Source organism: Rhizobium sp. 2MFCol3.1, assembly GCF_000377565.1.
Taxonomy (GTDB): Bacteria; Pseudomonadota; Alphaproteobacteria; order Rhizobiales; family Rhizobiaceae; genus Rhizobium.
On the sequence record NZ_KB898360.1, the window covers coordinates 107,170 to 133,550 of the forward strand.

The following is a 26,381-nucleotide window of genomic DNA, read 5'->3' on the forward strand; positions in this document are numbered from 1 at the left end:
ACACAGGAAATCGAGACCTCGATCGCGATCCGGGTCGCCCGCGATTGCGATCGAGGTCATTGTCGTGCTCATATCGCTCTTCTGTTGCTGGATCCGCACCCATGATCTTCGTGCCGCTGCCCTTCGTCGTCACACTGCTGCTCGCGATCCTGCTTGTCCGCATGGTCAGGCAAAGCGATGGACTGGCGCCCGAGCGGCGTCCCTTCCTGATCCTGATCGGGCTCTACGCGCTGCAATCGGTGCTGCTCGGCCTGCGCTGGGGCTATGACATCATCGCCCTGATGCCCGGCCAGGCGGTACTTGCCGCCCTGATTGCCGCCTTCGCCTGGATCAGCTTCAGCAACCTCGCGCGCGACAACACCCTCTCCTGGCTGCGCCTTACGCCGCATCTCCTGCCAGCCGTCATCGTCCTCGCGCTGATGATCTTCTGGCGTGGCCCCGTCGGCATTTTCATCACCGCCACCTTTACGACCTATGGCGCAGCCCTCTTTTGGCTCGCCCGCCACGGCCCCGATGGCCTTGTCTCCTCGCGCCTCGACGGCGCGCTCTTGTCCTACCGCTCGCTGCTGATCACCGCTGCGGCACTCCTCGCCTCCGCCACCGCCGATATCGTCATCAGTTTCGATTTCTATAGAACCGGCGGCGCTCATGCCGGCGCCGTGGTCGCGATCGGCAATGTCATCTCGCTGCTGGCACTCGGCACCGCCGCCGCCATCGCCAGCAGCAGCCAGACCACCGAACCCGCGTCATTGCCACAGCCCCAGCCACAGCCACCGGCACCCGCATCCGGCCCGACGGAGGAAGACAGCGCCATCGCCAGGGCTCTGGACGAGCTCATGCAATCGCGCGAACTCTACCGCGACCCCGAGCTCAACCTCGGCCGCATCGCTCGCCGGATGAACCTGCCCGCCCGCCGCGTATCGATCGCGGTCAACCGCGTGCACGGGGCGAGCGTCTCCCAATATGTCAACGACTTCCGCATCCGCGCCGCCTGCCGGATGCTCGAAACAACCTATGAGCCCGTGACCCGACTGATGTTCGACTGCGGCTTCATCAGCAAGTCGAATTTCAACCGCGAATTCCTGCGCGTCACCGCCACCAGCCCCACCGAATACCGCAGGCGCCACCGGACCCGGCCGGTCAGCCCAAAGCCCGCGCCGGAACCCGAATTCCTGCTCGCGCCGCAAGAGCCGCTTTTCATGTCACCGTGACAAAGCAGCCGTTCACAACGCGAAGGCCGCGTCCTATTCATGACGGCATTATCATCCGAAAGAGCTCCCATGGTCAGCATTGAAATGATCGTCGCCGCCCGCGCCCGCCTGCGTGGACATGCCCGCCGCACCCCGCTTCTTTCCTCTCCGTTTCTCGATGAGATCGCCGGGCGCCGGCTGTTCATCAAGGCCGAATGCCTGCAGCACACCGGCTCCTTCAAGTTCCGCGGCGGCTGGTCGGCCGTCTCAGCGCTGGAGCCAGAGGTACGCGCCCGCGGCGTCATCGCGTTTTCCTCCGGCAACCACGCCCAGGGCGTGGCGCTTGCCGCCAAGCTGCACGGCGTCCCCTCCGTCATCATCATGCCTTCCGACGCCCCGAAGCTGAAGATTGCTAACACCCGCGCGCTCGGCGCCGAGGTCGTGCTCTACGACCGCGCCACCGAAGACCGCGACGCGATCGGCGCGCGCCTCTCCGAGGAGCGCCGCCTGACCCTGATCAAGCCCTTCGACGAACCGCAGGTCATCGCCGGCCAGGGCACGACAGGTCTCGAGATCGCCGAGCAGGCGGAAGAGGAAGGCGTGACCGCGGCCGAAGTGCTGGTCCCCTGCGGCGGCGGCGGCCTGACGTCGGGCATCGCGCTGGCGCTCGAAGCCCGCACTCCAAGCTTCCGCGTCCGCCCCTGCGAGCCCGAAGGCTTCGACGACACCACCCGCTCGCTGGCCTCGGGCAAGATCGAGCGCAACGCCAGGCTGTCAGGCTCGATCTGCGACGCCATCATCACCCCGCAGCCCGGCAACATCACCTTCCCGATCCTCAAACGCCTCGCCGGCCCGGGCCTCGTCGTCACCGACGAGGAAGCGCTGCGCGCCATGGCGCTTGCCTTCACCCGCCTGAAGATCGTCGTCGAACCCGGCGGCGCGGTCGCGCTGGCCGCCGCGCTGTTTCATGGCGATCAGCTGCAGGAGGATACCGCGATCGTGGTGACCTCGGGTGGCAATGTCGATGACGAGATGTTTGGCCGGGCGTTGGCGTTGCAGGGGTAGGATCGCGAGGTCGGCGCTGCGGGAGGTAGCTGCGAGACCGAGAGGTCGGAGGTTGTGTTACCCCCCTCTGCCCTGCCGGGCATCTCCCCCACAAGGGGGGAGATCGACCCGTGGATAGATCTCCGCCAAACAATCAAGGTGGAGCGAGCAGCCGCTCCCAGCCAATCTCCCCACCTGTGGGGGAGATGGCCGGCAGGCCAGAGGGGGGTATCCCGCCCTCCAAGCCAACGTCGAACTCACCTACCGCACGGCACCCAGCCAAGCGCACTCACGCTCACCCATCCCCCTCCGCAAGCCCCCGCCGTATCGCCACCTCCACCGGGCAATAATCCCCATCCGCCCGTTCCAGCAAAAACGGCTGCCGTAGCCCAAGCGGCGGCTGCGCCATGAAGCGCGGGGTCTTGCCACGATGCTTCTGCGCCGCATGCACCAGGAACGGATGGCACAAATAGACCGTGCCCGCTGCCCCCGTCGCCAGCGCCTGCGGCCGCTCCGCCCCCATCTGCTCCAGATACATATGCGACCGTCCCGCCTCGCCCGCCGGCGCCAGATAGCGCGCCATGTCCTTGTGCGATCCCACCCGGATACGCGTCGGCGCATCCTCCTCGCCGACATCGGAAAACAGAAAGAGCATCAACAACGCCCGGTCGCGCGAGGTGACATTCACCCGCCACGCCGAGAAGTCACTGCGCTCGTCGGGATCGCCCGTCTCCCCGGCGAAGCTCAGGTCCACATGCCATCCGGCATCCCCGGGATCATCGGGATGCGGAAACCGTACCGGAAAGCTGCCGAGCCCATCACGCGGCAGCCACCGCCCCTTGCCCACCAGCTGATCAAATGCCTGGTGCAGCACCGGCGTGTTGGCCGCCGCGGCGAAAGGTCCACCGCCATAGCCGGGAAGCCGGATGACAGGATGGGTCCAGGTCGAGGGGTCGTCGCGGTCGCAGGGAATATCGCGCCACATGATATCGCGCGCCTGCTTTGCCAGTTCGCGCGGAAAGGCATTGTCGATGCGGATGAAACCGCGCTCGATGAACAGCTCGATGTCGGCCGCGCTGAGCACAGGCGGATAGGTTTTGTCGGTCATGGAAATTGCTCCATCTGCGCCTCCCCGGAGCGTCGCTCGTCTGACAGGAAGCGGATTTCGGTCAAGCGCCGCTGCCGGCCGAAGGGCCGGACTGCGGTCGCGTCTTCAGGGCCACAGTGGTGGCAGAGCCTTTAGCGGCTCAAGAAGAAGACCGAAGCGATGTTGAGCGTGAGCGTCATCATGATGGGTGAAGGCTAACAGCGGCGGGCGATCGGGTCAACCGCGCCCCTGCCGCGCCATCCGCACCGCACTGACGGCAGCGGGCCTCGCAACCTCGCCAAGCACATCGGAAACCGACTGCCGCACCAACCCCGCCAACCTCGCCACCGCCGGCGCGCTCTCGGCCTCCGCGCGGTGCAGCACGAGGCCGAGCCCGGGCAACTCAGGCAGCGCTAAGTCTTCCGCCATGAGCGGTCGCACCTTCGCGGGCAGACCAACCGGCGTGCGCAGCGTGATGCCAAGCCCGGCCGCCGTCGCCGCCCACAGGCCGCCGAGGCTGGGGCTGACGAAGGCGAGCCGCCAGGAAATGCCCGCGGCATCCAGCGCCTTGGTCGCCGCGCTGCGCATCAGGCAGGGCGCCTCGAGTGCCGCGAGCGGCAGCGGCTCTCCGCTCGCGCGGTCCCACCCCGATGACACGGCGGCCGAGCCGATCCAGCGCATCGGCACCTCGCCGATCCGGTCGCAATGCGGCGTCAGCGTCCCGTCGCTCCAGGCAAGGGCGAGGTCGAGCTTGCCCGATGTCACCCGCTCGATCAGCTCGACGTTGCGCACCACCCGCGCCTCGATCCTGACCTTCGGATGCGCCCGCGCGAAACGGCCGAGCACATCAGGCAGCAGCGTCTCGCCAAAATCCTCCTGCAGTCCCAGCCGCACCCAGCCCTCCAGCTCGACGCTGTGCACGGCGGCCGCCGCCTCGTCGTTCAGCTCCAGCAAGCGCCGCGCATAGCCGAGCATGGTTTCGCCGGCATCGGTCAGCGCCAGGCCGCGGCCGGACTTGCGAAAGATCGGCGTGCCCGCCTGCTCCTCCAGCTTCTTGAGCTGCGCGCTTACCGCAGATGTCGAACGCCCCAGCCGGTCGGCGGCGCGCGCGAAATTGCCGAGCTCCATGCCGGTGACGAAGGTTCTGAGAACGTCGAGGTCGAAGATGGTCCGGCGCATTTAATAGTCCATATTTTCAGGATCGACGATCCATTATATTCTGCTTTTCTGCATTATCGTGCCGTGCGATCTTCTCCCTGTCAACATCTGGGAAAAGGAGGCAAACATGCCCTTCACTCGTATCTCGCTTCTGAAAGGCAAGTCGCCGGACTATATCGCAGCCCTCTCCGAGAACCTCCACCGCGCCATGGTGGAAACCTTCAACGTGCCGCCAGCCGACCGCTTTCACATGATCCACCAGCATGAACCGGGCGAACTGATCTTCGACCGCAATTATCTCGCCGGTCCGCGCTCGGACGATTTCGTGCTGATCGCCATCACCGCCGGCAAGCCGCGCACAGCGGAAGCGCGCACAGCGTTCTTCAAGCGCGCGGTCGAACTGCTCGGCCAATCGCCGGGCCTGCGGCCTGAGGATGCGATGATCGTCATCAACACCACGGCACCGGACGAATGGTCCTTCGGCAATGGCGGGCAGCAGATGCTGGAACCCGGCTGGGAAATCCGCGCCATGGAGACCGCGCCATGATCGCCATGCAATACAGCTTCACCCTGCCCGCCGATTACGACATGGCGATTATCGACCGCCGCATCCGCGACAAGGGCCCGATGACCGACGGCTTCCCCAAGCTCGGCTTCAAGGCCTATCTCACGACACGCAAGGGCGAACTCGGCGCAACCGACAATCTCTACGCGCCCTTCTATCTCTGGCGGCACGCTGAAGGCGCAAGCGACTTCCTCTGCGGCCCCGGCTTCGAGGCCGTCAGCCGATCCTTCGGCCGGCCGCAGGTGGCGACGTGGATTGTGTGGCATGGCGATGTGGCGCCGGATGCGACGAAGGCGCGCTTCGCCACGCGCGAGATATTGCCGCTGGGTACGGACGTTTCGCTCGCATCGGTTCGCGAGAGCGAGACGGCGCGCGCCCGTGCCCGATTGGATCAGCCCGGCGTGCTTGCCTCCGTCGCGGCATTCGATCCCTCGGGCTGGACGATGGTGCGCTTTGCACTGCACGCGGATGCGCCTGCTGTGTCGTCGTCGGCGCGGATTTATCACGTCGGTCACGTGTCCTTGCCGTGAGCGGCTATAGCGAGTTCTCGATAGGTGCAGAGGAATGCTGATCGAGAGGTCAATGCGTGGGGTGCCCCCCTCTGCCCTGCCGGGCATCTCCCCCACAGGTGGGGAGATTGGCTGGGCTTACCCGCTCGCACCTACCTCAATGTTTGGATGGGGAGTACGCCACGAGTCGATCTCCCCCCTTGTGGGGGAGATGTCCGGCAGGACAGAGGGGAGTATCCCACCCTCCAAGCCAGCAATGCACCAAACCACAACCCGACAACAAAAAACCCGCCACCTCCAAGAGGCAGCGGGTCCAACTCAATCAAACCAAATCCGGATCAAAACCCGCTCTGGCCGTCCGAACCGATATAGGCGATGCGCAGCATGTTCGTCGCGCCCGGTGTCCCGAGCGGCACGCCGGCCGAGATGATGATGCGGTCGCCCGGCTTGCCGAAGCCTTCGTCGGCGACGATGCGGCAGGCGCGGTTGACCATGTCGTCGAGGTCGGTCGCGTCATGCGTGACCACGCAGTGCAGGCCCCAGACGATGGCGAGGCGGCGTGCGGTCTGGATGACAGGCGACAGCGCCAGGATCGGCACCTGCGGGCGCTCGCGCGAGGCGCGCAGGCCCGTCGTGCCCGACGAGGTGTAGCAGACGATGGCCGACAGGCGCAGCGTTTCGGCGATCTGGCGGGCGGCCAGCGAAATCGCGTCGGCGCCGGTGGCTTCCGCCTGGGCGCGCTGCGCGTAGATGATCCCGGGATAGTGCGGCTCGCGCTCAATGGTGCTGGCGATCGACGCCATCGTCGAGACGGCTTCAACCGGATAATCGCCGGACGCGGATTCGGCCGACAGCATGACAGCGTCGGCGCCTTCGAAGACGGCGGTCGCGACGTCGGAGACTTCAGCGCGGGTCGGGACCGGCGCCGAGATCATCGATTCCAGCATCTGCGTGGCGACGACGACAGGCTTGCCCGAACGACGGCAGGCACGGATCAGCTGCTTCTGGATGCCGGGAACCGCTTCGAGCGGCATTTCCACACCGAGGTCGCCACGGGCAACCATCAGCGCGTCTGAAAGCTCGATGATCTCTTCGATCCGTTCGATTGCCTGCGGCTTTTCGATCTTCGCCATCAGGCCAACGCGACCGCGCGCGATCTTGCGCACTTCGACCAGATCTTCCGGACGCTGCACGAAGGAGAGCGCAACCCAGTCGACGTCATCAGTTGCGAGAACCGCATCAAGGTCGGCGCGGTCCTTGTCGGTCAGGACGCCGGCAGTGAGGATCGTGTCGGGAAGGCTGACGCCCTTGCGGTCGGAAATCCGAGTGCCCGAAACAACCGTCGTGACAATGCTCTTGCCGTCGCACTTTTCAGCGCGGAGCGCCAGCTTGCCGTCGTCGATCAGCAGGCGGTCGCCCGGCTTCACGGCTTCGAGAATTTCGGGATGCGGCAGGAACACGCGGTTCTTGTCGCCGGGGCTGTCGTTGTTGTCGAGCGTGAACGTGTCGCCCGGCTTCAGGTCGACCTTGACATCGGCGAACTTGCCGACGCGCAGCTTCGGACCCTGAAGGTCGGCGAGAATGCCGATCGGGCGGCCGCTGCGGGTTTCGACGGCGCGGATGCGCTGGATCAGCGTGCGCATCGTGTCATGGCTCGCATGGCTCATGTTGATGCGGAAAACGTCGGCACCGGCCTGGTGCAGCTTCTCGATCATCGCTTCTTCGGACGAGGCGGGTCCGAGCGTTGCGAGGATTTTTACTTTGCGGTTACGCTTCATCAGTTCGGACTTTCCTGGGTGCCTGGGGTATCGGAAAGTTGAACCATCCAGCTGCCCTGGCGGCCCGTGTCATATTCCTTGAACCCCATCTTCTGATAGCCACGGGCGTAGCAATCATTGACGCCCGTGATCTTGAATTCGTTCTCCGCCACGCACATCTGCACGTCGCCCGTCCATCGTCCTCCCCGGGCGGCGTCTTCGGCGTAGAGGTAGTAGTAGCGAGACTGAAGCTCTCCCTCGATCAGTGTCGCGCAGGTCGTTGCCGGGACCTGCCACCAGCCTTCCGTCATCCAGCCGTCCTTGGCCCGGTATCCGATCGCCACGCCGACTAGATTCTGCGTACCGTTGCAGACGCGAAAATCAGCGCGCGCCACATCGGCAATGAAGAACGGCGAGAACGCCGCGAGAACAAAAAGAGCAAAACGGGCAAGCGGCCCGGAACGCGTAAGGAAACATGGCGCGGTCTGGATCAACACGACTTCCAATTGGCTCCCGGTTATTCGTTGTCGTGCCTTCTTGCGCTGCCTCCCGGCGAAAGTCAACGCAATGCTAATCGATTATATTTCTGACATCAAACAAGAGGCGCACTCGCCGCCGCAAGGATCGCGCGGAGATTGCCAGGCTGGTACGAAGTGATTGATCACGGGGCGCGCTTGAACCCTTCCCCTGCCCGTGCGATCAGAGACACGCTTGCAAACACTCAACGGCATTGTCCTCGATGAACGACTTCCAATCCTTCGAAATTCTAGGCGGACATCATGACAGGGGTATGGTGCTCCTGGGTGACCATGCAATGAACCGCCTGCCGGAACGCTATGGCAGCCTGGGCCTGCCCGAGAGCGCCTTTGCCCGCCATATCGCCTATGACATCGGCATCGAGGGGCTGACGCGGGCGCTGTCCGAGAAGCTTGGCGTTCCCGCCGTGCTCGGCGGCTTCTCTAGATTGCTGATCGACCCGAACCGGGGCGAGGACGACCCGACGTTGATCATGAAGATTTCCGACGGCGCCATCATTCCGGGCAATCACCCGATCACCCAGGAAGAGTGGAACGGCCGCATCGCCAATTTCCACCGCCCCTATCACAATGCCGTCAGCGAGACGATTGCGAAGGTGGCGGCCGCCACCGGCAAGGCGCCGCTGGTGCTCTCACTGCATTCTTTCACGCCCGCCTGGAAAAACGTGCCGCGCCCATGGCATGCGGCCGTGCTGTGGGACAGCGATCACCGCGCCGTCGCTCCGCTTCTTGACTTGCTGCGGGCCGATCCCGATCTGGTGATCGGCGACAACGAGCCCTATGATGGCGCGCTGAAGGGTGACACCATGTACCAGCATTGCATGGTCACGGGCATCCCGCACGCGCTGCTGGAGGTTCGCCAGGACCTGATCGGCGACACGGCGGGCATCGCCGCTTGGGCCGACCGGCTGGCGCCGATCTTTGCGACCATGAACGCCGACCCGGCGCTGCATCAATACCAAGTGCACGCTTCGCGCACCGGCCCATACTGACGATAGGAGAGCAAAATGACCGAGCTCAGCAAGGAACAACAAACCGAATTCGAAGCCGCCGCCTTCCGCCGCCTCGTCGCGCACCTGCGCGAACGCACCGACGTGCAAAACATCGACATGATGAATCTGGCCGGCTTTTGCCGCAACTGCCTGTCCAACTGGTACAAGGACGCGGCCGATGCCGATGGCGCCGAACTGACGAAGGACGAGGCCCGCGAGATCGTCTACGGCATGCCCTTCGACGAGTGGAAAAGCCGCTACCAGACCGAAGCGACGCCCCAACAAAAAGCCGCATTCGAAAGCAACAACCCGCACAAATGAGCCCCGGCTCTGTCGAATAGGCTTGACCCCGGCTGATCTTCACGGCAGTCAACGCCATCCGAATTTTTATCCCCCTATCAGGAGAACACGATGTCTGATGCCCACGGCGTTGCCCGCGACCAGCTTCGCGCTTTCATCGAGCGCATTGAACGGTTGGAAGAAGAAAAGAAGACCATCGCCGACGATATCAAGGACGTCTACGGCGAAGCCAAGGGAACCGGCTTCGACACCAAGATCCTGAAAAAGGTCATCGCGCTGCGCAAGAAGGATGAGCAGGAGCGTCTTGAGGAAGAAGCGATCCTCGACACCTACCTCGCCGCTCTCGGCATGATCGAAGGTCCGGCGGAAGCCTGATCGGATCCCGATCGAACCCTATATCAGAAAGCCGCCGGGTCACCCTCGGCGGCTTTCTTGTATAGGCCAAAGAGCCGCGGATTACGTGTTCTCGACGGCGGCGAGCTTGGCTCTGCTCCATTGCGAACCGAGGAAGACCACCGCGATCAGAAGGCCGCCGGCGACCAGCGACGTTTGCAGCGTCCCCAGTTCCAGCCCGCCGCGCGCTTGCTCCTTCACCAGGAAATTGCCGAATGTGGCGCCGAACGGGCGTGTGAACACGAAAGCGGCCCAGAAGAGGACGACCACGTTGATACGCGTGAAATAGTGCATCAGCAGCACCACGCCGATGACGGCGGAACAGACCAGCGCACCCTGGATGAACGTCATCCCGATCGGGTCGATCAGCGCATCGCCGAAGGCGGTGCCAAGGCTGTTGGAGAAGATGACAGCGATCCAGAACCAGAACTCGCTCTCTTTTCCGACGATGGGCTCGACGCTCACCGATCGCTTTCTGGCGTACCAGATGGAAAGCGTTGCGACCAAGCCCGCCAGCAGCACGCTCGACCCCAGCACATAGCCGAAGCCGAATGTCCGGTCCATCATGTCGGATATCTCGGTCCCCGCCGTGGTCGTGGCAACGATGGCTGCCCAGAACAGGCCGGAATGATAGGAATTGCTCCTGATCTGCAGGAACAGGATTGCAATGAGCGCGGCAACCGTCACGAAGAAGCCCACGACGTAGCCGAGGCCAAGCGTCTGGGCGAGGAAGTCGCCGGCCGTTTCGCCCAGCGTCGTGGCGATCACCTTGGCGATCCAGAAGAACAAGGTGATCTCGGCGATCTTGTTGACCGTTTGGTGCTTGCTCATGCCGCACCTCGCATCGATTTGGTGCGGTCGTTTACCGCCGCGACGCGGCCAAACATGTTTATGCCATCGGCCGGAGCCAGCAGGCTTTGCAGGCCCGCATACGGGCTATCGATCGTATAAGTTTCTCGCTTCATGGTAGGTCTCCGAATTGCGCACGTGCGGAAATCGTGCTGCGGCGCACCATGAAGACCCTTTTTTACGCTTGCTTTGCCCGCCCCTTAACGATCGGAAAGCAACAGCGCCATGGCCGTGCAAATGACTGCGGCCTCCTGACGCGAAAAAGCCGCCGGGTCGCCCCGGCGGCTTTCTCCTTATTCTCTCTATCTCAGCCGATCAGCCGAGCTGCGTGGCTCAGCCGAGCTGCGTGACGTAGCGCACGTCGAGATAGGCGTTGATCGCTTCCGAGCCGCCTTCCGTGCCGTAGCCCGAATCCTTGATGCCGCCGAACGGCACTTCCGGCAGGGCAAGGCCATTGTGGTTGATCGACAGCATGCCGGCTTCCACGCGGCGGCCAAGTGCCTGCGCGGTGGCGCTCGAGCTGGTGAAGGCGAAGGAGGCCAGGCCGAACGGCAGGCGGTTCGCTTCTGTGATCGCATCATCGAGCGTCGAGAAGCGGTTGATGATGGCGAGCGGGCCAAAGGGCTCCTCGTTCATCACGCGCGCCGAAAGCGGCACGTTGGCGAGCACCGTCGGCTCGAAGAAGTTGCCGGTGTTGCCGATGCGGCGGCCGCCGGTCTTGAGTTCAGCGCCCTTCGACACGGCATCGTTGATCAGCTCTTCGAGAGCCGGGATGCGGCGCTCATTGGCGAGCGGGCCCATCTCGACGCCGGCGTCCAGGCCGTTGCCGACCTTGACCGCCTGCGCGGCCTTGACGAAGCCGTCCGTGAACTGGTCCATGACGCCATCCTGCACCAGGAAGCGCGTCGGTGCGACGCAGACCTGGCCGGCATTGCGGAACTTAGAGCCGGCCATGATCGTCACGGCCCGGTCGACATTGGCGTCATCGAACACCATGACCGGAGCGTGACCGCCAAGCTCCATCGTCGCCCGCTTCATGTGCAGGCCGGCGAGCGCCGCGAGCTGCTTGCCGACAGGCGTCGAGCCGGTGAACGAGATCTTGCGGATGACGGGGTGCGAGATCAGGTACTCGGAGATCTCGGCCGGAATGCCGTAGACGAGGTTGACGACACCATTGGGAATGCCGGCATCGGCGAAGACGCGGATGAGTTCGGCCGGCGATGCCGGGGTCTCCTCAGGCGCCTTGACGATGATCGAGCAGCCGGCGGCGATAGCAGCCGAAAGCTTGCGTACCACCTGGTTGATCGGGAAGTTCCACGGCGTAAACGCCGCAACCGGACCGACCGGCGACTTGATCGCCAGCTGCGTGACGTTCGGCGCGCGCGAAGGGATGACCTGACCATAGGTGCGGCGCGCCTCTTCGGCGAACCAGTCGATGACGTCGGCGGCGCCGGCGATTTCAACGAGCGACTGCGCCAGCGGCTTGCCCTGCTCGCGCGTCATCATCCAGGCGATGGTTTCCTTGCGCTCGCGCAACAGGTCGGCGGCACGGCGCATCATCTTCGAGCGGTCGAAGGGCGAGGTATCGCGCCAGACGCGGAAGCCCTTGTCGGCTGCGGCGAGTGCTGCGTCGAGATCCTCGCGGGAGGCATGCGGAATGGTGCCGATGGTCTCACCGGTGGCCGGGTCGGTAACGGGCAGCGTCTTGCCGGAGGCGGCATTCTTCCATTCGCCGTCGATGAACAGCTTCACATCGGGATAGGTCTGCATGATTATTCCTTGTCGTCTTCATCAAATCAATTTGTCGGACAGCGAACGGCGCGCCGGGGGCGCGCTCCGCACATGCCTCATATAGGCCGAACGGATGCTGTTTCTCAGAGCATGCGACGTTATAAACCGAAATGGGCCTGTGTCTCCCCCCAATCGGTCATGCCACTTATGCCAAAAGCTCTACGCCAAAAGCTCTACGATTGCAGGACTTTGATCGCCCCACCGATTGCGGTAGTGATCGGGGTGTCGCAGGAGGATTGGAATGGATGAGGTCGGCTGCATCATCGCCGGTGCCGGCGTAATCGGGCTGGCGACCGCGCGCGAAGCGGCGATGCGTGGTCTGGAGACGCTGGTCATTGAGGCCAACCCGATGATCGGCATGGAGACCAGCTCCCGCAACTCCGAAGTCATCCACGCCGGCATCTATTACCCGCCCGGATCGCTGAAGGCACGGCTCTGCATGGAAGGCCGCGGGCGGCTCTATCGCTACGCCGAGGACAGGCACATTCCCCACGCCCGCTGCGGCAAGTTCATCGTCGCGACCAGCCCCGCGCAGGTCGAAAAGCTCGAAGCCATCCGCATCAAGGCGGGCGAATGCGGCGTCGATGACCTCGTGCTGATCTCAGGCGAGGAAGCGATGGCCCGCGAGCCGGCGCTGAGCTGCGTCGCCGCCCTCGTCTCGCCGTCAACCGGCATCATCGATAGCCACGCACTGATGCTCTCCTTGCGCGGGGATGCCGAGGAGAACGGCGCCTTCATCGCCCTCAACACCGAGATCGTGTCAGGCGAGGCCGCCGACAACCGCTTCGTCCTGCGCACCCGCGACAAGACGAGCGGCGAGGAATACGACGTATCATCGCGCCACTTCATCAACGCCGCCAGCCTGCACGCAAACGATCTCGCCCACCTCGTCTCGGGCTTCGATCACGCCACAGTGCCGAAGCTCCAACTCGCCAAGGGCAACTACTTCGCCGCCCCGACGCGTAACGTCTTCTCGCGGCTGATCTACCCGGTGCCGGAGGATGGCGGCCTCGGCGTGCATCTGACCATGGATCTTGGCGGCTCCATCCGCTTCGGCCCCGATGTCGAGTGGATCGATGCGATCGACTACGAGGTCGATCCCACGCGCTGCGAGCGCTTCTACGACGAGATCCGCCGCTACTGGCCCGGCCTGCCCGACAACTGCCTGCAGCCCGCCTATAGCGGCATCCGCCCCAAACTCTCCGGCCCCGGCCAGCCCGCCGCCGACTTCGCCATTCACGGCCCCGCCGTCCACGGCGTCAGCGGCATGGTGCATCTCTATGGCATCGAGAGCCCGGGGCTTACCTCGTCGCTTGCGATCGCCGAACACGTCATGTCCGAAATCGCCGGCTGAAAGGTGGCGCACAACGCCCGTCTCCAACCTTCGGATAGTGGTTTCACCGCGCAATTCGCGGTAGATTGCACAGTCAGAGGAGCAACTTGCGGAGCGCATTTCGTGAAAACGATCACCGACAAGGAACTGGCCGAGCGCCTGCGCCAGGCGCTCACGGTTCTCGACAACAGCATGCCCTCGAGCAAACGCGCGCTCAACATCTACGAGATGGTGATCCGGGTGCTCGATACCGGCGCGCGCGTGCTCGAAGACGAACAGTTTCGCACGACCGCCAACGACAATCCCGGCAAGCCCTGAACCGACGCCTACCCCTTGATCCGCACCAGCACGCGATCGAGCGCGGCGATCAGCGCGCCGCTGCCGCCCTTATGGTCGAAATCCTGAAACACCTGCTCGTTCAAGCCACCCTTGGTGGAGAACTCCTCCTTGAGATCGGTGAGCGGCGTCTCGCCATGCTTGACCGCCTGCTGCGCGAGGCTGAGGAACAGCGGCGCCAGATAGGCCCGCGCCTTGTCCGCAGGCATCCCCTGATCGGCGAGCCAGCCGGTGGTGCGGTCGAGAATGCCGAAATAGGTCGCCATCAGCGCGCTTGCGGCCGCCAACAGATCATACTCCACACGCGTCTCGCAGGCGACGGCACTGCCCAGCGCCGAAAAGATCGCGGCGACCGTGTCATTCCCAGGATAGATCGCCGTCACCCCGGCGCGCTCGGCAACGAAGGGCAGCGGAATGGCCTGGGTGATTTCGACAGGCGCATCGATCCACTCCTCGAGCTTCGCCCGGTCGGTCGCAGCGACAACGCTGACGACGCTCTGCCCGGCACGAAAGCGCAAGCCTCTGATCACGTCTTCAGCGATCTGCGGCCGGATGGCCAGGAACAGGATATCGGCGACATCGACCACGGCCTGGTTGTCGGCGCCGATCTCGACCAGCGACGACGACGCGGCAAGACGCGCCGCGATCTCGCCATTGCGCGGCGAGACGGTGATCCGCGACAGATCAAGCGACGAGCCGAGCATCCCCTTGACCATGGCCTCGGTGATCGTCCCCGTACCCACGAACCCAATCTTCATCGCCGCTCTCCGTTACTTGCGCGCATCCAACGCCACCAACAAAAAACCGCCGGATCGCTCCGACGGTTCTGATTGTCTGATCTGGAAGACGGCTCAGTTCGATTCGAACTTGCGCACTTCCATGAAGTTGACCGCCGTGCCGCTGAAGCGACCGGTGTCGATCGAGGCCGTCTTGGTGAAGCCCTCGGCGTAAACGGCCTTCGGCTGCGCGCGCAGCGTCTGGCTGACGAAACGCGGTGCCTTGACCGGCTTGGTGACCATTTCCATGCGCGCATTGCTGAGCGCCCACTGCGAGATGATCTTCTGCGTCAGCTTCGGCTCGGTGGTCACCGTCGCGCGGCTGGCATCTGCCTCGGCGGCTTCATGCTTCGTCGGCCGGCCACCCTTCGAGGGCAGGCTCTGAGCCGCACTCGGCTCGATTGCCGGCTTCGGCACATCGAAGGCATCGCCGAAGCTTGCCGACTTGGTAGCGGGCGCAAGCGCTGCCAGCTGAACCGGCGGCTTTTCGGCCGGAACCTTTTGCGGCATCGCTGCGTTTATAGCCTGTTCGACGCTCGATACCGGCGGCTGGTTGGCTGCAAGCTGGCCGTGATTGGCAGTGTTCTGCTGGTTAAGAGCATCGGCAACAGCTGGAGAAAGCGTACCCTGCTGATCTGCCTCATCGACACCGGCTTCCGGATCGGCATTCGCCGCCGCCAGGAGCTTTTCTGCCAGAGCCGGACGCTCAGCCGGCGTCGGCACGGCCGCGAGATTCCCCGTCATCGCGGCAGCCGGATCGGCTGAAGCGACCTCCGCGTCTCCCGGAGAACGACGTGCACCGAGGAGCGAAGGCACCGGAACGCTATACGCGCTGAGATCCGCATAGCCCTGCTGGCCCTGATCGGTCACAGCGGCAAGTGCATCCTGCGCGGCATTACCCGATTGCGGAGCGACAAGGGCGCTGGCCACTTCGCTGCCGCCAGGCTGATTTGCGAACGCCGGCCGCACCTGCGGGATCGGCGCGTTGACGCTTGCGACTTCGGTCTGCTGCGAAGCTTCTGCCTGAGCCGGGGCACCCTGGCTCGGATCAGCTGCGTTCGGCATATCGGCGGCCTTCGGCGGCGTTGCCTTGGCAACGGCGACTGCTGGCGTGCTGTCGTCGGAGTTATCCTCTTCCTCATCCGCGCCACCGCCAAACAGGGCTGCAAACAAGGTCTTCGGCTTCTTGCGCTCTTCGCTGGCCGAGCCGGTATAGGCACCGGAGCTTGCCATCTGTACCGAGCTGTCGCTGACGCGACGCTTGTAATCGGCAACCGCCTGCTCATAACCCGGCAACGGCTTGCCGTCGGCCGGGATGTGCATCGTGTTGCCGTTCGGGAAGAGACGGACGAGTTCGTCGCGGTTCATGCGCGGCCATGCGCGAACGCCGCCGACATCCATGTGCACGAAGGGCGAACCGGATTTCGGATAGAAACCAACGCCGCCGACCTGCATTTTCATGCCGATCGCGCGCAAAGTCGCCAGTTTCACATCAGGAATGAAGAAGTCCATCGCCTTGCCGAGCATGTGCTGGCTCTTCTCGGCGACACCGGAATTGCGCGAGCGGCTCTTCAGCATGGCGTTGGTGCCCGGCGAACGGAAACCGCAGACAACGTTGATGTAATCCTTGGAACCGCTCTGGCGGTAGACTTCCCAGATCAGGTCGAAGAGACGCGGATCCATCTTCGTCGGCTGGTTCTTGCGCCAGTCGCGAAGGAAGCGGTTCAGCTGCTCGAGACCCTTGGGGTCGAACCTGCCGTTGCGCTTATAGGTGATGACAGCCTTTTCACCCGTGTGAATGAAGTAAAGCTTGAGACTACGCGTTTCGCCCGCCGCTTGCGACGGCGTACTGGAGCCGACGAGCACCGGGGACGAAACTGCAACTGCGAGAAGGGCGGCCATAGCCGTCCTTGTCACCTTTCCGCAAAGGTCTGCGCACCTGTTGCGCCATGTCGGGCGCGAAGGCTTCGTATTCCAATTCAGATCCGGCAAACTCAATCCCCGTCAGACAGCCGATGGTCCCTCAATCTGACCCTTGACTGTGAAATGCGGTCACACGATGGCAAAAATGCCACACATGATCAACCTTTTCTTTACATAGTGAACAGGCCACTAACAAGTGGTTTATGATTGGTAACAAAAGATGATTGCCGGAATCTTAACTGAAACACCCTATGCAGCGTCCTTTTGCGGGTTATCAGGGTCGATCCCGTAGTCTTTCAACTTTCTGTAAAGCGTCGATCGACCGATGCCCAGTTTGCGCGCAACCTGGCTCATTTGGCCACGATAGAACTTGAGCGCGAATCGGATCAGCTCTTCTTCGACATCGGCTAGCTTGCGCACGTCGCCGGACGGATTGGTGCTCGAAATCGCGTTGTCGGGTGCATCGTTGATCCGCGCCGCGACATTGTCGGCCACCGTCTGCGAGACACCGAACTCGGCTGCAGCGATCTCGCCGAGGCGAACATTGCTGCTGTTGTCGGCAACCAGCGCCAGATGATCGACCACGTCATATTCCGGAAGCTGTGCTGCGATCTGCGGGAAGTCGGCTTCCGTCAGCTCCGGGCCATTGGCCAGAACCACGGCGCGGAAGATCGCATTCTCGAGCTGGCGGATATTGCCCGGCCAATCGTAAGCGGTGAGGAGCGCCAGCGCGCCGGCATTGACCGTCATGCGGTTGCCGTTCTTCTGCTCGCTCGAGAAGCGTTCCGTGAACACCCGCACCAGATGCGGAATGTCTTCCTTGCGCTTGCGCAGCGCTGGGATGGTGATGGGGAACACGTTGAGGCGATAATAGAGATCCTCACGGAAGTGGCCGTTCTTGACCTCTTCGATCAGATCCTTGTTGGTCGCCGAGATCAGGCGGACGTTGACCTTGTGCGCGGTGCGCGCGCCGACGGTCTCGATCTCGCCCTGCTGCACGGCGCGCAACAGCTTGACCTGCACGTCGAGCGGCAGGTCGCCAATCTCGTCGAGGAAGATGGTGCCGCCATCGGCTTCCATGAACTTGCCGACATGCCGTTCCGTGGCGCCGGTAAAGGCCCCCTTCTCATGGCCGAAGAGAATGCTCTCAACCAGATTGTGCGGAATGGCGCCACAGTTGACGGTGACGAAAGGCTTGCCGGAACGGTCGCTGCCGGACTGGATGGCGCGGGCCACCAGCTCCTTGCCGACGCCGGATTCACCTTCGAGCACGACGGGAATGTTGGATTGCGCGGCGCGCTGGGCGAGATCCAGCACGCGGATCATCGCCGGGCTTGCCGACACGATATCGTCGAAGCCGACGGCACCGGAGCGCGAACGGCGTCCGGCGCGTGCCTTGACCTCGCGTTGATCGAGCTTCAGAGCATTGGCGATCGAATTGGAAATCCGCTCCGGCGAGACGGGCTTGACGACGAAATCGAAGGCGCCGGCGCGCATCGCCTGCACCACGGTCTCGATCCCACCCTGCCCGGTCTGGACGATCACAGGAATTTGCGTACCGAAGGCATGGATCGCCTCGAGAAACTCGAGGCCCGTCATCTCGGGCATCATCAGGTCGAGAACGATGACGTTGTAGAGGCCGCCGGCCCTCTTCACCATCTCAAGACCGATCCGGCCATTCTCTGCCTGGTGGACGACGTGTCCGTGACGCTCGATGGCGTTCTTCAGCAGTCTGCGCTGTACTGGATCGTCTTCGACGACAAGTATCTGCGCTGCACCCTTGTGCTCGTTGTAACCGGTCATTGCTGCCTCACTTCATGCGAAACCTTGAATGGCAATGTCGCAGAAAGGCTTGAACATCCAGTTTTGAGAAATAATCGCATTTTAACGTTTGTGACGAAGGCGGATTCGCCTCGAAACGACGCTCCTGCGCGACGAAAAGCCCCTTGATGCCAAGGCTTTGGGCGCTTAGACAGTCAGACCTGTCGTAAAATAGGAAGAGGATCCCGCTCATGAAAAACCCGCTCTTCGGCGCCGAATACAACTTTTCGGTAAGCAATGCCGGTTCCGCGAAGGCGATCGAACTCGGCGACCTCCCGACCTGGAAGCTTCAGGACCTCTATCCTTCCGCCACCTCCGACGCCTTCAAGGCCGACATGGCGAAGGCAGAAAAGGACTCTCTTGCCTTCGAAGCCAAGTGGAAGGGCAAGCTCTCGGACGCCGCGACGAAGAAGGGCGCAGACGGCATCGGCCAGGCGCTGAAGGAATATGAAGCGCTCGACGACATCATCGGCCGCCTCGGCTCGTTCGCCGGCCTCACCTATTTCTCCGACACGTCGAGCCCGGCCAACGGCAAGCTCTATGGCGACGTGCAGGCGAAGATCACCGATTTTTCCGGCCACCTGCTGTTCTTCACGCTTGAGCTCAACCGCATCGACGACGCCGTGATCGACGCCTGCATGGCCAACGACCCCGATGCCGGCCACTACCGCCCCTGGCTCGTCGACCTGCGCAAGGACAAGCCCTACCAGCTCGACGACAAGCTGGAGCAGCTCTTCCTCGAGAAGTCGATGACCTCGGCCGCCGCCTTCAACCGCCTGTTCGACGAGACCATGGCCGAACTGCGCTTCGAGGTGGATGGCGAGATGCTGTCGATCGAAGTGACGCTGAACATGCTGCAGGACCGCGACCCTGAAGTGCGCCGCAAGGGCGCCATGGCGCTCGCCAAGACCTTCAAGGACAATCTGCGCATCTTCACGCTGATCACCAACACGCTAGCCAAGGACAAGGACATTTCCGACCGCTGGCGCGGCTTCGAGGACATCGCCGATTCAAGACACCTCGCCAACCGCGTCGAGCGCGAGGTGGTCGATGCGCTGGCAGCCGCCGTCCGCGACGCCTATCCGCGCCTGTCTCACCGCTACTATACGATGAAGGCAAAGTGGCTCGGAATGGACCAGATGGAGTTCTGGGACCGCAACGCGCCGCTGCCGGAAACCTCCAACGCCGTCATTTCCTGGACCGAGGCCAAGGACACCGTTCTCTCAGCCTACGGCAATTTCGCCCCCGAGATGGCCGCGATCGCCAAGCGCTTCTTCGATGAGGAATGGATCGACGCGCCGGTTCGCCCCGGCAAGGCGCCGGGCGCCTTCGCGCATCCGACCGTTCCCTCCGCCCACCCCTATGTGCTCGTCAACTATCTCGGCAAGCCGCGCGACGTGATGACGCTCGCCCATGAACTTGGCCACGGCGTGCACCAGGTGCTGGCCGGCGGCCAGGGCGCGCTGATGTGCCAGACCCCGCTGACGCTTGCCGAAACCGCCTCCGTCTTCGGCGAAATGCTGACCTTCCGCGCCCTTCTCGACAAGACCAAAGACAAGCGCGAGCGCAAGGCGATGCTCGCCCAGAAGGTCGAGGACATGATCAACACGGTCGTGCGCCAGATCGCCTTCTACGAATTCGAGCGCAAGGTTCACACCGCCCGCAAGGACGGCGAGCTGACGGCCGAGCAGATCGGCGAATTGTGGCTGTCCGTCCAGGCCGAAAGCCTCGGTCCGGCGATCAAGATCTCGGAGGGCTACGAGACCTACTGGACCTACATCCCCCACTTCATCCACTCGCCCTTCTACGTCTACGCCTATGCCTTCGGCGACTGCCTGGTAAACTCGCTCTACGCCGTCTACCAGAAGGCGGATCAGGGTTTCCAGGACAAGTATTTCGAACTCCTCAAGGCCGGCGGCACCAAGCATCACTCCGAACTCCTCAAGCCCTTCGGCCTCGACGCCACCGATCCGTCGTTCTGGAGCAAGGGTTTGTCGATGATCGAGGGGCTGATCGACGAGCTAGAAGCGCTAGATAAGGGCTGAGGTGGATAGAAGCGCCAGTAGCGCGCTTCTCACGCCACGGAAACAAGAGAAGGGGCGTTACGCCGCCACAGGTCTCTTCTCCCCGACGGGGAGAAGTGCCGGAGCGTAGCGAGGCGATGAGGGGGGGGGGGAGCGCAAGCGACGCCTTGAGCGAATGCAAGAGGCAATTGCGCCCGTGCCCCCCTCATCCGCCTGCCGGCACCTTCTCCCCGTCGGGGAGAAGGGAGGTCGTCGCACCGCCCCGCTTCATAAACAGGACCCAGCATGAACGGGCGCGCCCCCCACATCCTCTTCCGCGACGACACATCCGGCCAGGTCATGCTCTTCGCCGACCCGGCCGAGATCATCGTCGCCCACACCCGCGCCGAGGTCTTTACCGGCCTCGCCCGCATGGAGGAGGCCAGAAGGGCGGGCAAGTGGCTCGCCGGCTACATCGCATACGAAGCCGGTCACCTCTTCGAGGACAAGCTCGCCGGTTTCGCCATCGAGAACCGCACGACCCCGCTCCTCTGCTTCGGCATCTTCGACCACCCGCAATCGGACGACCACCCTCTCGCCCAACCAACGCAACGCCTCGAAAACGAAGAGTTCCTGACGGCGCCGAAAGCCGGATGGGACTTTACCACCTACAAGAACCGCTTCGACCGCCTGCACCACCACCTCATGCAGGGCGACTGCTACCAGGCCAATCTCACCATGCCGATTACGGCCCGCTGGTCCGGCGATATCAGCGCCGCCTTCTGGTCGCTCATCGAGCGCCAGCCGGTGAAATACGGCGCGCTGGTTGATCTCGGCGGCCCGGTCATCCTGTCGCGCTCGCCCGAACTCTTCTTCCGCGCCGACGAGGAAGGCTGGATCGAGACGCATCCGATGAAGGGCACGGCAAGGCGCGGCAGAACCCCCGCCGAGGACGAGGCGATCAAGCAAGCCATGCTCGCCGATATCAAGACGCAGGCCGAAAACCGCATGATCGTCGACCTCTTGCGCAACGATATCTCGCGCATCACTGAGGTCGGCACGCTCGATGTCCCGAAACTCTTCGACATCGAGACTTATCCGACCGTGCACCAGATGGTGAGCCACGTGCAGGCAAAGCTCCTGCCCAACCTCGAAATCCGCGACATCCTCGCCGCCCTCTTCCCCTGCGGCTCGATAACCGGCGCACCGAAGATCAGCGCCATGACCATCCTGCACGAGCTGGAAGACGGCCCGCGCGACGTCTATTGCGGCGCCATCGGCATGATCGCGCCCTCGGGCGCCATGCGCTTCTCCGTCGCCATCCGCACGCTCACCCTCTTCGACGACGGCCGCGCCGTCTTCAATGTCGGCGGCGGCATCGTCATCGATTCCACCGCTGAAGCCGAATACGAGGAGTGCCTCCTGAAGGCCCGCTTCGCCATCGGCGACCAGCCGATCGCAGGAACGGGGAGCCTTTGACCGTGGCCGACTTCTCGCTGATCGAAACCTTGCGCTACGAGCCGGAAATCGGCTTCATCCGCCTGCGCCTGCATCTCGCCCGCCTCACCCGCTCCGCCCGCCGCATCGGCTTTCCGCAGCCGGCGGATGCGCTCGAACGATTGCAGCAAGCCGTCGCCGGCGCCACCACGCCCCAACGCGTCCGGCTGACCTTCGATGAGAACGCGACTATCGAGGTCACATCAGCCCCCTTCACGCCGCTCGCGCCCGAGACCACCTGGACCATCCGCATCGCCGACCAGCGGCTGGACTCCGCCGACAAACTGCTCCGCATCAAGACCACGCGCCGCGCGGTCTACGAGGCCGCGCGCGCCGAATACACGATTGATGAAGCTGACGAAGTGCTGATACTTAACGAGCGCGACGAGGCCTGCGAGGGCACGATCACCTCGATCTTCCTCGACGACGGCTCGGGCATGCTGCGCACGCCGCCGATCTCCTGCGGCCTGCTCGCGGGCGTCCTGCGCACGGAACTGATCTGCCAGCGCAAGGCCCGCGTCGGCCGCATCACGCGCGATGATCTGATGACGGGAAAACTCTACGTCGGCAATTCGCTGCGCGGGCTGATCCCGGCAACGCTCATTGACTAGGCCACGATCCGCAGCCGATCCCGCCCGCCCTGCTTGGCATGGTAGAGCGCCTCGTCGGCGCGCGCATAGAGCTCGCGCGCCGTATCGCCCGGATGCAGCTCCGCAAGCCCGGCCGAGCAGGTGTAGGAGAAACTCGGCGCATTCTGGATCGGCCGGGCGCCGCGCACCATGGTCAAGATCCGCTCGATGATCAGTTCGCCCTGCGCCAGGGTCGTATCCGGCAGGATGAGCATGAACTCCTCGCCGCCGATCCGCCCGAAACTGTCGCGCCGGCGCACGAGGGGATGCACCCGCCGGGCGAAATCGACCAGCACGTCGTCGCCCGTCTGATGCCCGTAGAGATCGTTGATGCGCTTGAAGAAATCGAGATCGATGATGCAGATGCAGCCACCCACCGGTCGCGGCGCGGCATGCCCGTTGGCAAGGCTGTCGAGCGCCGCCATCATGAAGCGGCGGTTGGAGACGCTGGTGAGTTCGTCGGTCTGCGATGCCTTCAGCGCGAAATCGCGATCCTGCCTGACATCCCGCTCGCTGGCCTTCAGATGCGTGATGTCGCTGGCGATGCAGAGCATCCAGCCGTCCTTCTGGACGGTCTCGGTCATCCACAGCCAGCGCCCGTCGACCACATCCGTCTCGAAGGCGCGAAACGGCAGCTTGCCGCGCCGCGATTGCGCCGAGACCAGCCAAGTCTCGAAATCGGAGGTCCGGATGATCGTGCCCTTGCCGCTGCGCGTATTGCGCCGCATCAGGTCCGCCCATAGCGGGCATTCCTCGGGGTCCAAGGCAAAGGTCGTGCGAAAGGCCGGGTTTGCATAGCGCAGACGATCGTCCTGATCATAAAGCGCGATCAGGACGGAACTGTCCTCCTGCAATTCCGCAAGCCGCTCCGATATCTGGTTCATCCGATGGTTCCGGGGCGTGGATATAAGATGATTCGCAGTTTGACGCAGAAATCTGAAAAGAAGATGGATGGTTTCGACGCAATTGCACTATTCGGTTGTTCCGAAATACGACGCCTTGGTTCACGACGGCGATTGCCGCGCGGGAGGTTTTTAAGGGGGTAGGCGATGAACAGCGAACTACGCGACCATATCCGTTTGCTCGAGGAGAGGTTGTTCGACCAGACGGTCCGCAACACGCGCAGCCTGCTTGAGACCCTGCTCTCACCGGATTTTCGCGAGATCGGCAGTTCCGGTCGCCTCTATCTTTATGAGGAGATCATCGCCGCTCTTTTGGAAGAGCCCAGCGATGGCACGACGCGCCAGCTGACCGATTTCGAAATTCAAACACTGGCATCCGACGTGGTTCTTGCCACCTATCGCTCGGAGCGCATCGTCCAGGGCGAGCCGCCCGTCCGGGCGCTCCGCAGCTCCATCTGGCGCCGTGGCACTGACGCCGCGTGGCGGATGGTCTTCCATCAGGGTACGCCGGAGCGCTAGAGTTCATCCATGACGCCACCGACCTACACACCCTATGACGGCTCGGCCAAGCCCTTCACAATCGGCCTGATGCCGCTCGATCCCGACCGCTGGATCGAGCCGGATACCGATTGGGCCCGCTATGTCGGCGAAAAGCGTGCTCTGGTCGAATGCAGTCGCGACGACGTCTTCGTCGCCGAAGCCGACACATTGGATGCGCAACAGGAAGCCCTCGACCTGCTGCGACAACATCTGCGCGAACAACATCCCAATCTCTGTCCTGAAGCTCCAGACACTGGCAGCGACCTCCCGCCGCTGCTCCGCGCCGGCCTGATGGTCCAGGACGATCTCGTCATCATGCGCCGCAAGCAGGATGGCTGGCATCTCGTGGCCGGCTTCGTCGCCTTCCCTTCCTCGTGGTCGTTGCGCGAAAAATTCGGGCGGCCGATGCATGCGATCCATGCGGATGTGCCGGGCTTCGGCGAGGGCACGCGCAACGCCACCCTCATCCACCGCATCTTCGACAATCTTCAGGTTTCTCAGCCGGTCGAGCGACTGAACTGGTCGGTCAACACCTCGAGCGCCCTCTTCCTGCCGCTCTCCAAGCACCGCCGCCCGCCGCAGGCGGAGCCGTTTACGCTCGCCGATCGCTTCGCCCGCGTCGAGCGCCAGACGCTGCGCAAGCTGCCTCGCTCGGGCGATATCCTCTTCACGATCCGCGTCTACATCGATCCCATCTCCGCTATTGCCCATCACCCGCAGGCGCAAAGCCTGGCGCTAAGCTTCGCAGCCCAGCTCGAAAGCCTCGACGAGCACCAGGCGGCCTACAAGGGACTGAGCCTGCAGAAGCGGGAACTGGCGGCGAAATTGCACGCGTTTGCAAGCAGCGATCGCTTCACCTGATATTTACATTCCCGGCCGGAACGCTCTTTATTGTGACGTGATTTTGTGATTAGAGCCGGTCACCTAGCGGTATTTGAACGATTTCAAATGAATTCTTAGAGGCCTCTCGCCTTCGTCGCCTTCCACAGGAGAAAAGAATGACGGAACAGAACCACCCGGTATATGCCGAAATTACCGGCCCGATCGTCATGATCGGCTTTGGCTCCATTGGCCGCGGCACGCTGCCCCTGATCGAGCGCCACTTCAAGTTCGACAAGAGCCGGATGGTCGTCATCGACCCGCGTGAAGAGCCCTCCGACATGGAGATCCTCAAGCAGCACGGCGTCCGTCACATCAAGGAATATGTGACGAAGGACAACTACAAGGAACTCCTGAAGCCGCTTCTGACCGAAGGTGGTGGCCAGGGCTTCTGCGTCAACCTCTCGGTTGATACCGGCTCGCTCGATCTGATGAAGCTCTGCCGCAAGCTCGACGTTCTCTACATCGACACGGTCATCGAGCCATGGCTCGGCTTCTATTTCGACAAGAACATGAAGAACTCGGAGCGCACCAACTACGCGCTGCGCGAGACACTTCGCCATGAGAAGAAGAAGAGCCCGGGCGGCACCACGGCCGTTTCCACCTGCGGCGCAAACCCGGGCATGGTTTCCTGGTTCGTCAAGCAGGCGCTGGTCAACCTCGCCAACGACACCGGCCTGAAGTTCGAAGAGCCGGATCAGCATGACCGCGAAGGCTGGGCCAAGCTGATGAAGAAGCTCGGCGTCAAGGGCGTCCACATCGCCGAGCGCGACACGCAGCTCACCAAGAACCCGAAGCCGCTCAACGTCTTCTGGAACACCTGGTCCGTCGAAGGCTTCATTTCCGAAGGTCTGCAGCCGGCCGAACTCGGCTGGGGCACCCACGAAAACTGGATGCCGAAGAACGCCAAGAAGCACAAGAAGGGCTGCAAGGCCGCCATCTACCTCGACCAGCCGGGCGCCAACACCCGCGTTCGCACCTGGTGCCCGACGCCTGGCCCGCAGTACGGCTTCCTCGTCACCCACAACGAGTCCATCTCGATCGCCGATTACTTCACGGTGCGCGACAAGGACGGCGAAGTGACCTTCCGCCCGACCTGCCACTATGCTTACCATCCCGCCAACGACGCCGTTCTGTCGCTGCATGAGATGTTCGGCAACGGCGGCAACTCGCAGCCGGTTCACCACGTTCTCGACGAGCATGAACTCGTAGACGGCGTCGATGAACTCGGCGTGCTGCTCTACGGCCACGAGAAGAACGCCTACTGGTTCGGCTCGCGCCTCTCGCTCGAAGAAACCCGCCGCATCGCGCCTTACCAGAACGCCACCGGCCTGCAGGTCACCTCGGCGGTTCTGGCCGGCATGGTCTACGCGCTTGAAAACCCGAAGGCCGGCATCGTCGAAGCCGACGAGATCGACTACAAGCGCTGCCTCGAAGTACAGCTGCCCTACCTCGGCCCGGTCGAAGGTCACTACACCGACTGGACCCCGCTCGATGGCCGCCCGGGCCTCTTCCCCGAGGACATCGACACCAAGGATCCTTGGCAGTTCAAGAACATCCTCGTTCGCTGA

General features: G+C 63.3%; 26 protein-coding genes. 15 read left to right on the forward strand and 11 right to left on the reverse strand.

All coding sequences use genetic code 11. The features are described from left to right. The first annotated feature begins 101 nt into the window (after positions 1-101). Together D460_RS33210 and D460_RS0116675 are read left to right on the forward strand one after the other, a co-directional pair. Positions 102-1,211, forward strand: a complete 1,110-nt coding sequence (locus D460_RS33210; RefSeq protein WP_018899714.1) for an AraC family transcriptional regulator — start codon at positions 102-104, stop codon at positions 1,209-1,211. 69 nt (positions 1,212-1,280) lie between these two features. Beyond that, positions 1,281-2,255 (forward strand): threonine/serine dehydratase, encoded by a 975-nt coding sequence (locus tag D460_RS0116675; RefSeq protein WP_018899715.1) that lies wholly within the window; start codon positions 1,281-1,283, stop codon positions 2,253-2,255. Between the two features lie 274 nt (positions 2,256-2,529). Here D460_RS0116675 and D460_RS0116680 read toward each other — a convergent pair whose 3' ends face one another. Then, complete coding sequence (locus D460_RS0116680; RefSeq protein WP_018899716.1) at positions 2,530-3,342, reverse strand: phytanoyl-CoA dioxygenase family protein; 813 nt, start codon at positions 3,340-3,342, stop codon at positions 2,530-2,532. Positions 3,343-3,558: 216 nt separating this feature from the next. Then, positions 3,559-4,500 (reverse strand): LysR substrate-binding domain-containing protein, encoded by a 942-nt coding sequence (locus D460_RS0116685; RefSeq protein ID WP_018899717.1) that lies wholly within the window; start codon positions 4,498-4,500, stop codon positions 3,559-3,561. A gap of 106 nt (positions 4,501-4,606) precedes the next feature. Between D460_RS0116685 and D460_RS0116690 the strand changes: the two genes are divergently transcribed. After that, entirely contained in the window at positions 4,607-5,026 is a 420-nt protein-coding gene (locus D460_RS0116690; RefSeq protein ID WP_018899718.1) for a tautomerase family protein, read from the forward strand. Continuing rightward, positions 5,023-5,574 (forward strand): DUF4865 family protein, encoded by a 552-nt coding sequence (locus D460_RS0116695; protein ID WP_018899719.1) that lies wholly within the window; start codon positions 5,023-5,025, stop codon positions 5,572-5,574. The genes D460_RS0116690 and D460_RS0116695 overlap by 4 nt, the downstream gene beginning before the upstream one ends. Before the next feature lie 317 nt (positions 5,575-5,891). On the opposite strand, the gene pyk is transcribed toward D460_RS0116695, so the two are convergent. Then, entirely contained in the window at positions 5,892-7,331 is a 1,440-nt protein-coding gene (pyk, locus tag D460_RS0116700) for a pyruvate kinase (protein ID WP_018899720.1), read from the reverse strand. Beyond that, positions 7,331-7,816 carry a DUF1036 domain-containing protein gene (locus D460_RS0116705; RefSeq protein WP_111563360.1) on the reverse strand — a complete coding sequence of 162 codons (486 nt, stop codon included), beginning with the start codon at positions 7,814-7,816 and terminating at the stop codon, positions 7,331-7,333. The genes pyk and D460_RS0116705 overlap by 1 nt, the downstream gene beginning before the upstream one ends. A gap of 233 nt (positions 7,817-8,049) precedes the next feature. On the opposite strand from D460_RS0116705, the gene D460_RS0116710 reads away from it, so the two are divergent. The 3 genes from D460_RS0116710 (at position 8,050) to D460_RS0116720 (ending at position 9,513) form a co-directional block, all read left to right on the forward strand. Continuing rightward, entirely contained in the window at positions 8,050-8,838 is a 789-nt protein-coding gene (locus D460_RS0116710; RefSeq protein WP_026283237.1) for an N-formylglutamate amidohydrolase, read from the forward strand. 15 nt (positions 8,839-8,853) lie between these two features. Further along, positions 8,854-9,159, forward strand: a complete 306-nt coding sequence (locus tag D460_RS0116715; protein WP_018899723.1) for a DUF1244 domain-containing protein — start codon at positions 8,854-8,856, stop codon at positions 9,157-9,159. A 90-nt stretch (positions 9,160-9,249) separates the two neighbouring features. Then, positions 9,250-9,513, forward strand: coding sequence for a DUF2312 domain-containing protein (locus D460_RS0116720; RefSeq protein WP_018899724.1), 264 nt, complete (start codon positions 9,250-9,252; stop codon positions 9,511-9,513). 81 nt (positions 9,514-9,594) lie between these two features. Here the strand turns inward: D460_RS0116720 and D460_RS0116725 are convergent, their stop codons facing one another. From D460_RS0116725 to D460_RS0116735, 3 genes are all read right to left on the reverse strand, one after another. Beyond that, positions 9,595-10,362: a hypothetical protein gene (locus D460_RS0116725; RefSeq protein ID WP_018899725.1), complete on the reverse strand. Its 768-nt coding sequence runs from the start codon at positions 10,360-10,362 to the stop codon at positions 9,595-9,597. Beyond that, positions 10,359-10,496 carry a hypothetical protein gene (locus tag D460_RS35995; RefSeq protein ID WP_018899726.1) on the reverse strand — a complete coding sequence of 46 codons (138 nt, stop codon included), beginning with the start codon at positions 10,494-10,496 and terminating at the stop codon, positions 10,359-10,361. The genes D460_RS0116725 and D460_RS35995 overlap by 4 nt, the downstream gene beginning before the upstream one ends. A gap of 217 nt (positions 10,497-10,713) precedes the next feature. After that, positions 10,714-12,150 carry an NAD-dependent succinate-semialdehyde dehydrogenase gene (locus D460_RS0116735; protein WP_018899727.1) on the reverse strand — a complete coding sequence of 479 codons (1,437 nt, stop codon included), beginning with the start codon at positions 12,148-12,150 and terminating at the stop codon, positions 10,714-10,716. A gap of 262 nt (positions 12,151-12,412) precedes the next feature. On the opposite strand from D460_RS0116735, the gene D460_RS0116740 reads away from it, so the two are divergent. Then, positions 12,413-13,525: an NAD(P)/FAD-dependent oxidoreductase gene (locus D460_RS0116740; RefSeq protein ID WP_018899728.1), complete on the forward strand. Its 1,113-nt coding sequence runs from the start codon at positions 12,413-12,415 to the stop codon at positions 13,523-13,525. Positions 13,526-13,627: 102 nt separating this feature from the next. Then, on the forward strand, positions 13,628-13,822 hold the full coding sequence (locus tag D460_RS0116745) for a hypothetical protein (RefSeq protein ID WP_018899729.1): 195 nt from the start codon (positions 13,628-13,630) through the stop codon (positions 13,820-13,822). Positions 13,823-13,830: 8 nt separating this feature from the next. On the opposite strand, the gene D460_RS0116750 is transcribed toward D460_RS0116745, so the two are convergent. From D460_RS0116750 to D460_RS0116760, 3 genes are all read right to left on the reverse strand, one after another. Continuing rightward, positions 13,831-14,598 (reverse strand): pyrroline-5-carboxylate reductase, encoded by a 768-nt coding sequence (locus D460_RS0116750; RefSeq protein WP_018899730.1) that lies wholly within the window; start codon positions 14,596-14,598, stop codon positions 13,831-13,833. A gap of 93 nt (positions 14,599-14,691) precedes the next feature. Further along, positions 14,692-16,608, reverse strand: coding sequence for a DUF882 domain-containing protein (locus D460_RS0116755; RefSeq protein WP_037111523.1), 1,917 nt, complete (start codon positions 16,606-16,608; stop codon positions 14,692-14,694). Between the two features lie 180 nt (positions 16,609-16,788). Then, the gene (locus D460_RS0116760) at positions 16,789-18,342 is read right to left on the reverse strand and encodes a sigma-54 dependent transcriptional regulator (RefSeq protein WP_018899732.1); all 1,554 of its coding nucleotides are present in this window, start codon (positions 18,340-18,342) and stop codon (positions 16,789-16,791) included. A 209-nt stretch (positions 18,343-18,551) separates the two neighbouring features. On the opposite strand from D460_RS0116760, the gene D460_RS0116765 reads away from it, so the two are divergent. The 3 genes from D460_RS0116765 to D460_RS0116775 all read left to right on the forward strand — a co-directional run bounded on the left by D460_RS0116765 (position 18,552) and on the right by D460_RS0116775 (position 22,471). Then, positions 18,552-20,405 (forward strand): M3 family oligoendopeptidase, encoded by a 1,854-nt coding sequence (locus tag D460_RS0116765; protein ID WP_018899733.1) that lies wholly within the window; start codon positions 18,552-18,554, stop codon positions 20,403-20,405. 264 nt (positions 20,406-20,669) lie between these two features. Continuing rightward, a complete protein-coding gene (locus D460_RS0116770; RefSeq protein WP_018899734.1) occupies positions 20,670-21,842 on the forward strand; it encodes an aminodeoxychorismate synthase component I in 1,173 nt (390 codons plus the stop codon). Positions 21,843-21,844: 2 nt separating this feature from the next. Further along, positions 21,845-22,471 (forward strand): aminotransferase class IV family protein, encoded by a 627-nt coding sequence (locus D460_RS0116775; RefSeq protein ID WP_026283238.1) that lies wholly within the window; start codon positions 21,845-21,847, stop codon positions 22,469-22,471. Here D460_RS0116775 and D460_RS0116780 read toward each other — a convergent pair. Continuing rightward, positions 22,468-23,373 (reverse strand): sensor domain-containing diguanylate cyclase, encoded by a 906-nt coding sequence (locus D460_RS0116780; RefSeq protein ID WP_018899736.1) that lies wholly within the window; start codon positions 23,371-23,373, stop codon positions 22,468-22,470. The two genes, D460_RS0116775 and D460_RS0116780, sit on opposite strands and share 4 nt — an antisense overlap. 165 nt (positions 23,374-23,538) lie before the next feature. Here D460_RS0116780 and D460_RS0116785 point away from each other — a divergent pair, with 165 nt between their 5' ends. From D460_RS0116785 to D460_RS0116795, 3 genes are all read left to right on the forward strand, one after another. After that, the gene (locus D460_RS0116785) at positions 23,539-23,910 is read left to right on the forward strand and encodes a DUF4440 domain-containing protein (protein WP_018899737.1); all 372 of its coding nucleotides are present in this window, start codon (positions 23,539-23,541) and stop codon (positions 23,908-23,910) included. 9 nt (positions 23,911-23,919) lie between these two features. Next, positions 23,920-24,792 carry a DUF3445 domain-containing protein gene (locus tag D460_RS0116790; RefSeq protein ID WP_018899738.1) on the forward strand — a complete coding sequence of 291 codons (873 nt, stop codon included), beginning with the start codon at positions 23,920-23,922 and terminating at the stop codon, positions 24,790-24,792. Between the two features lie 137 nt (positions 24,793-24,929). Then, positions 24,930-26,381, forward strand: a complete 1,452-nt coding sequence (locus D460_RS0116795) for a homospermidine synthase (RefSeq protein WP_018899739.1) — start codon at positions 24,930-24,932, stop codon at positions 26,379-26,381.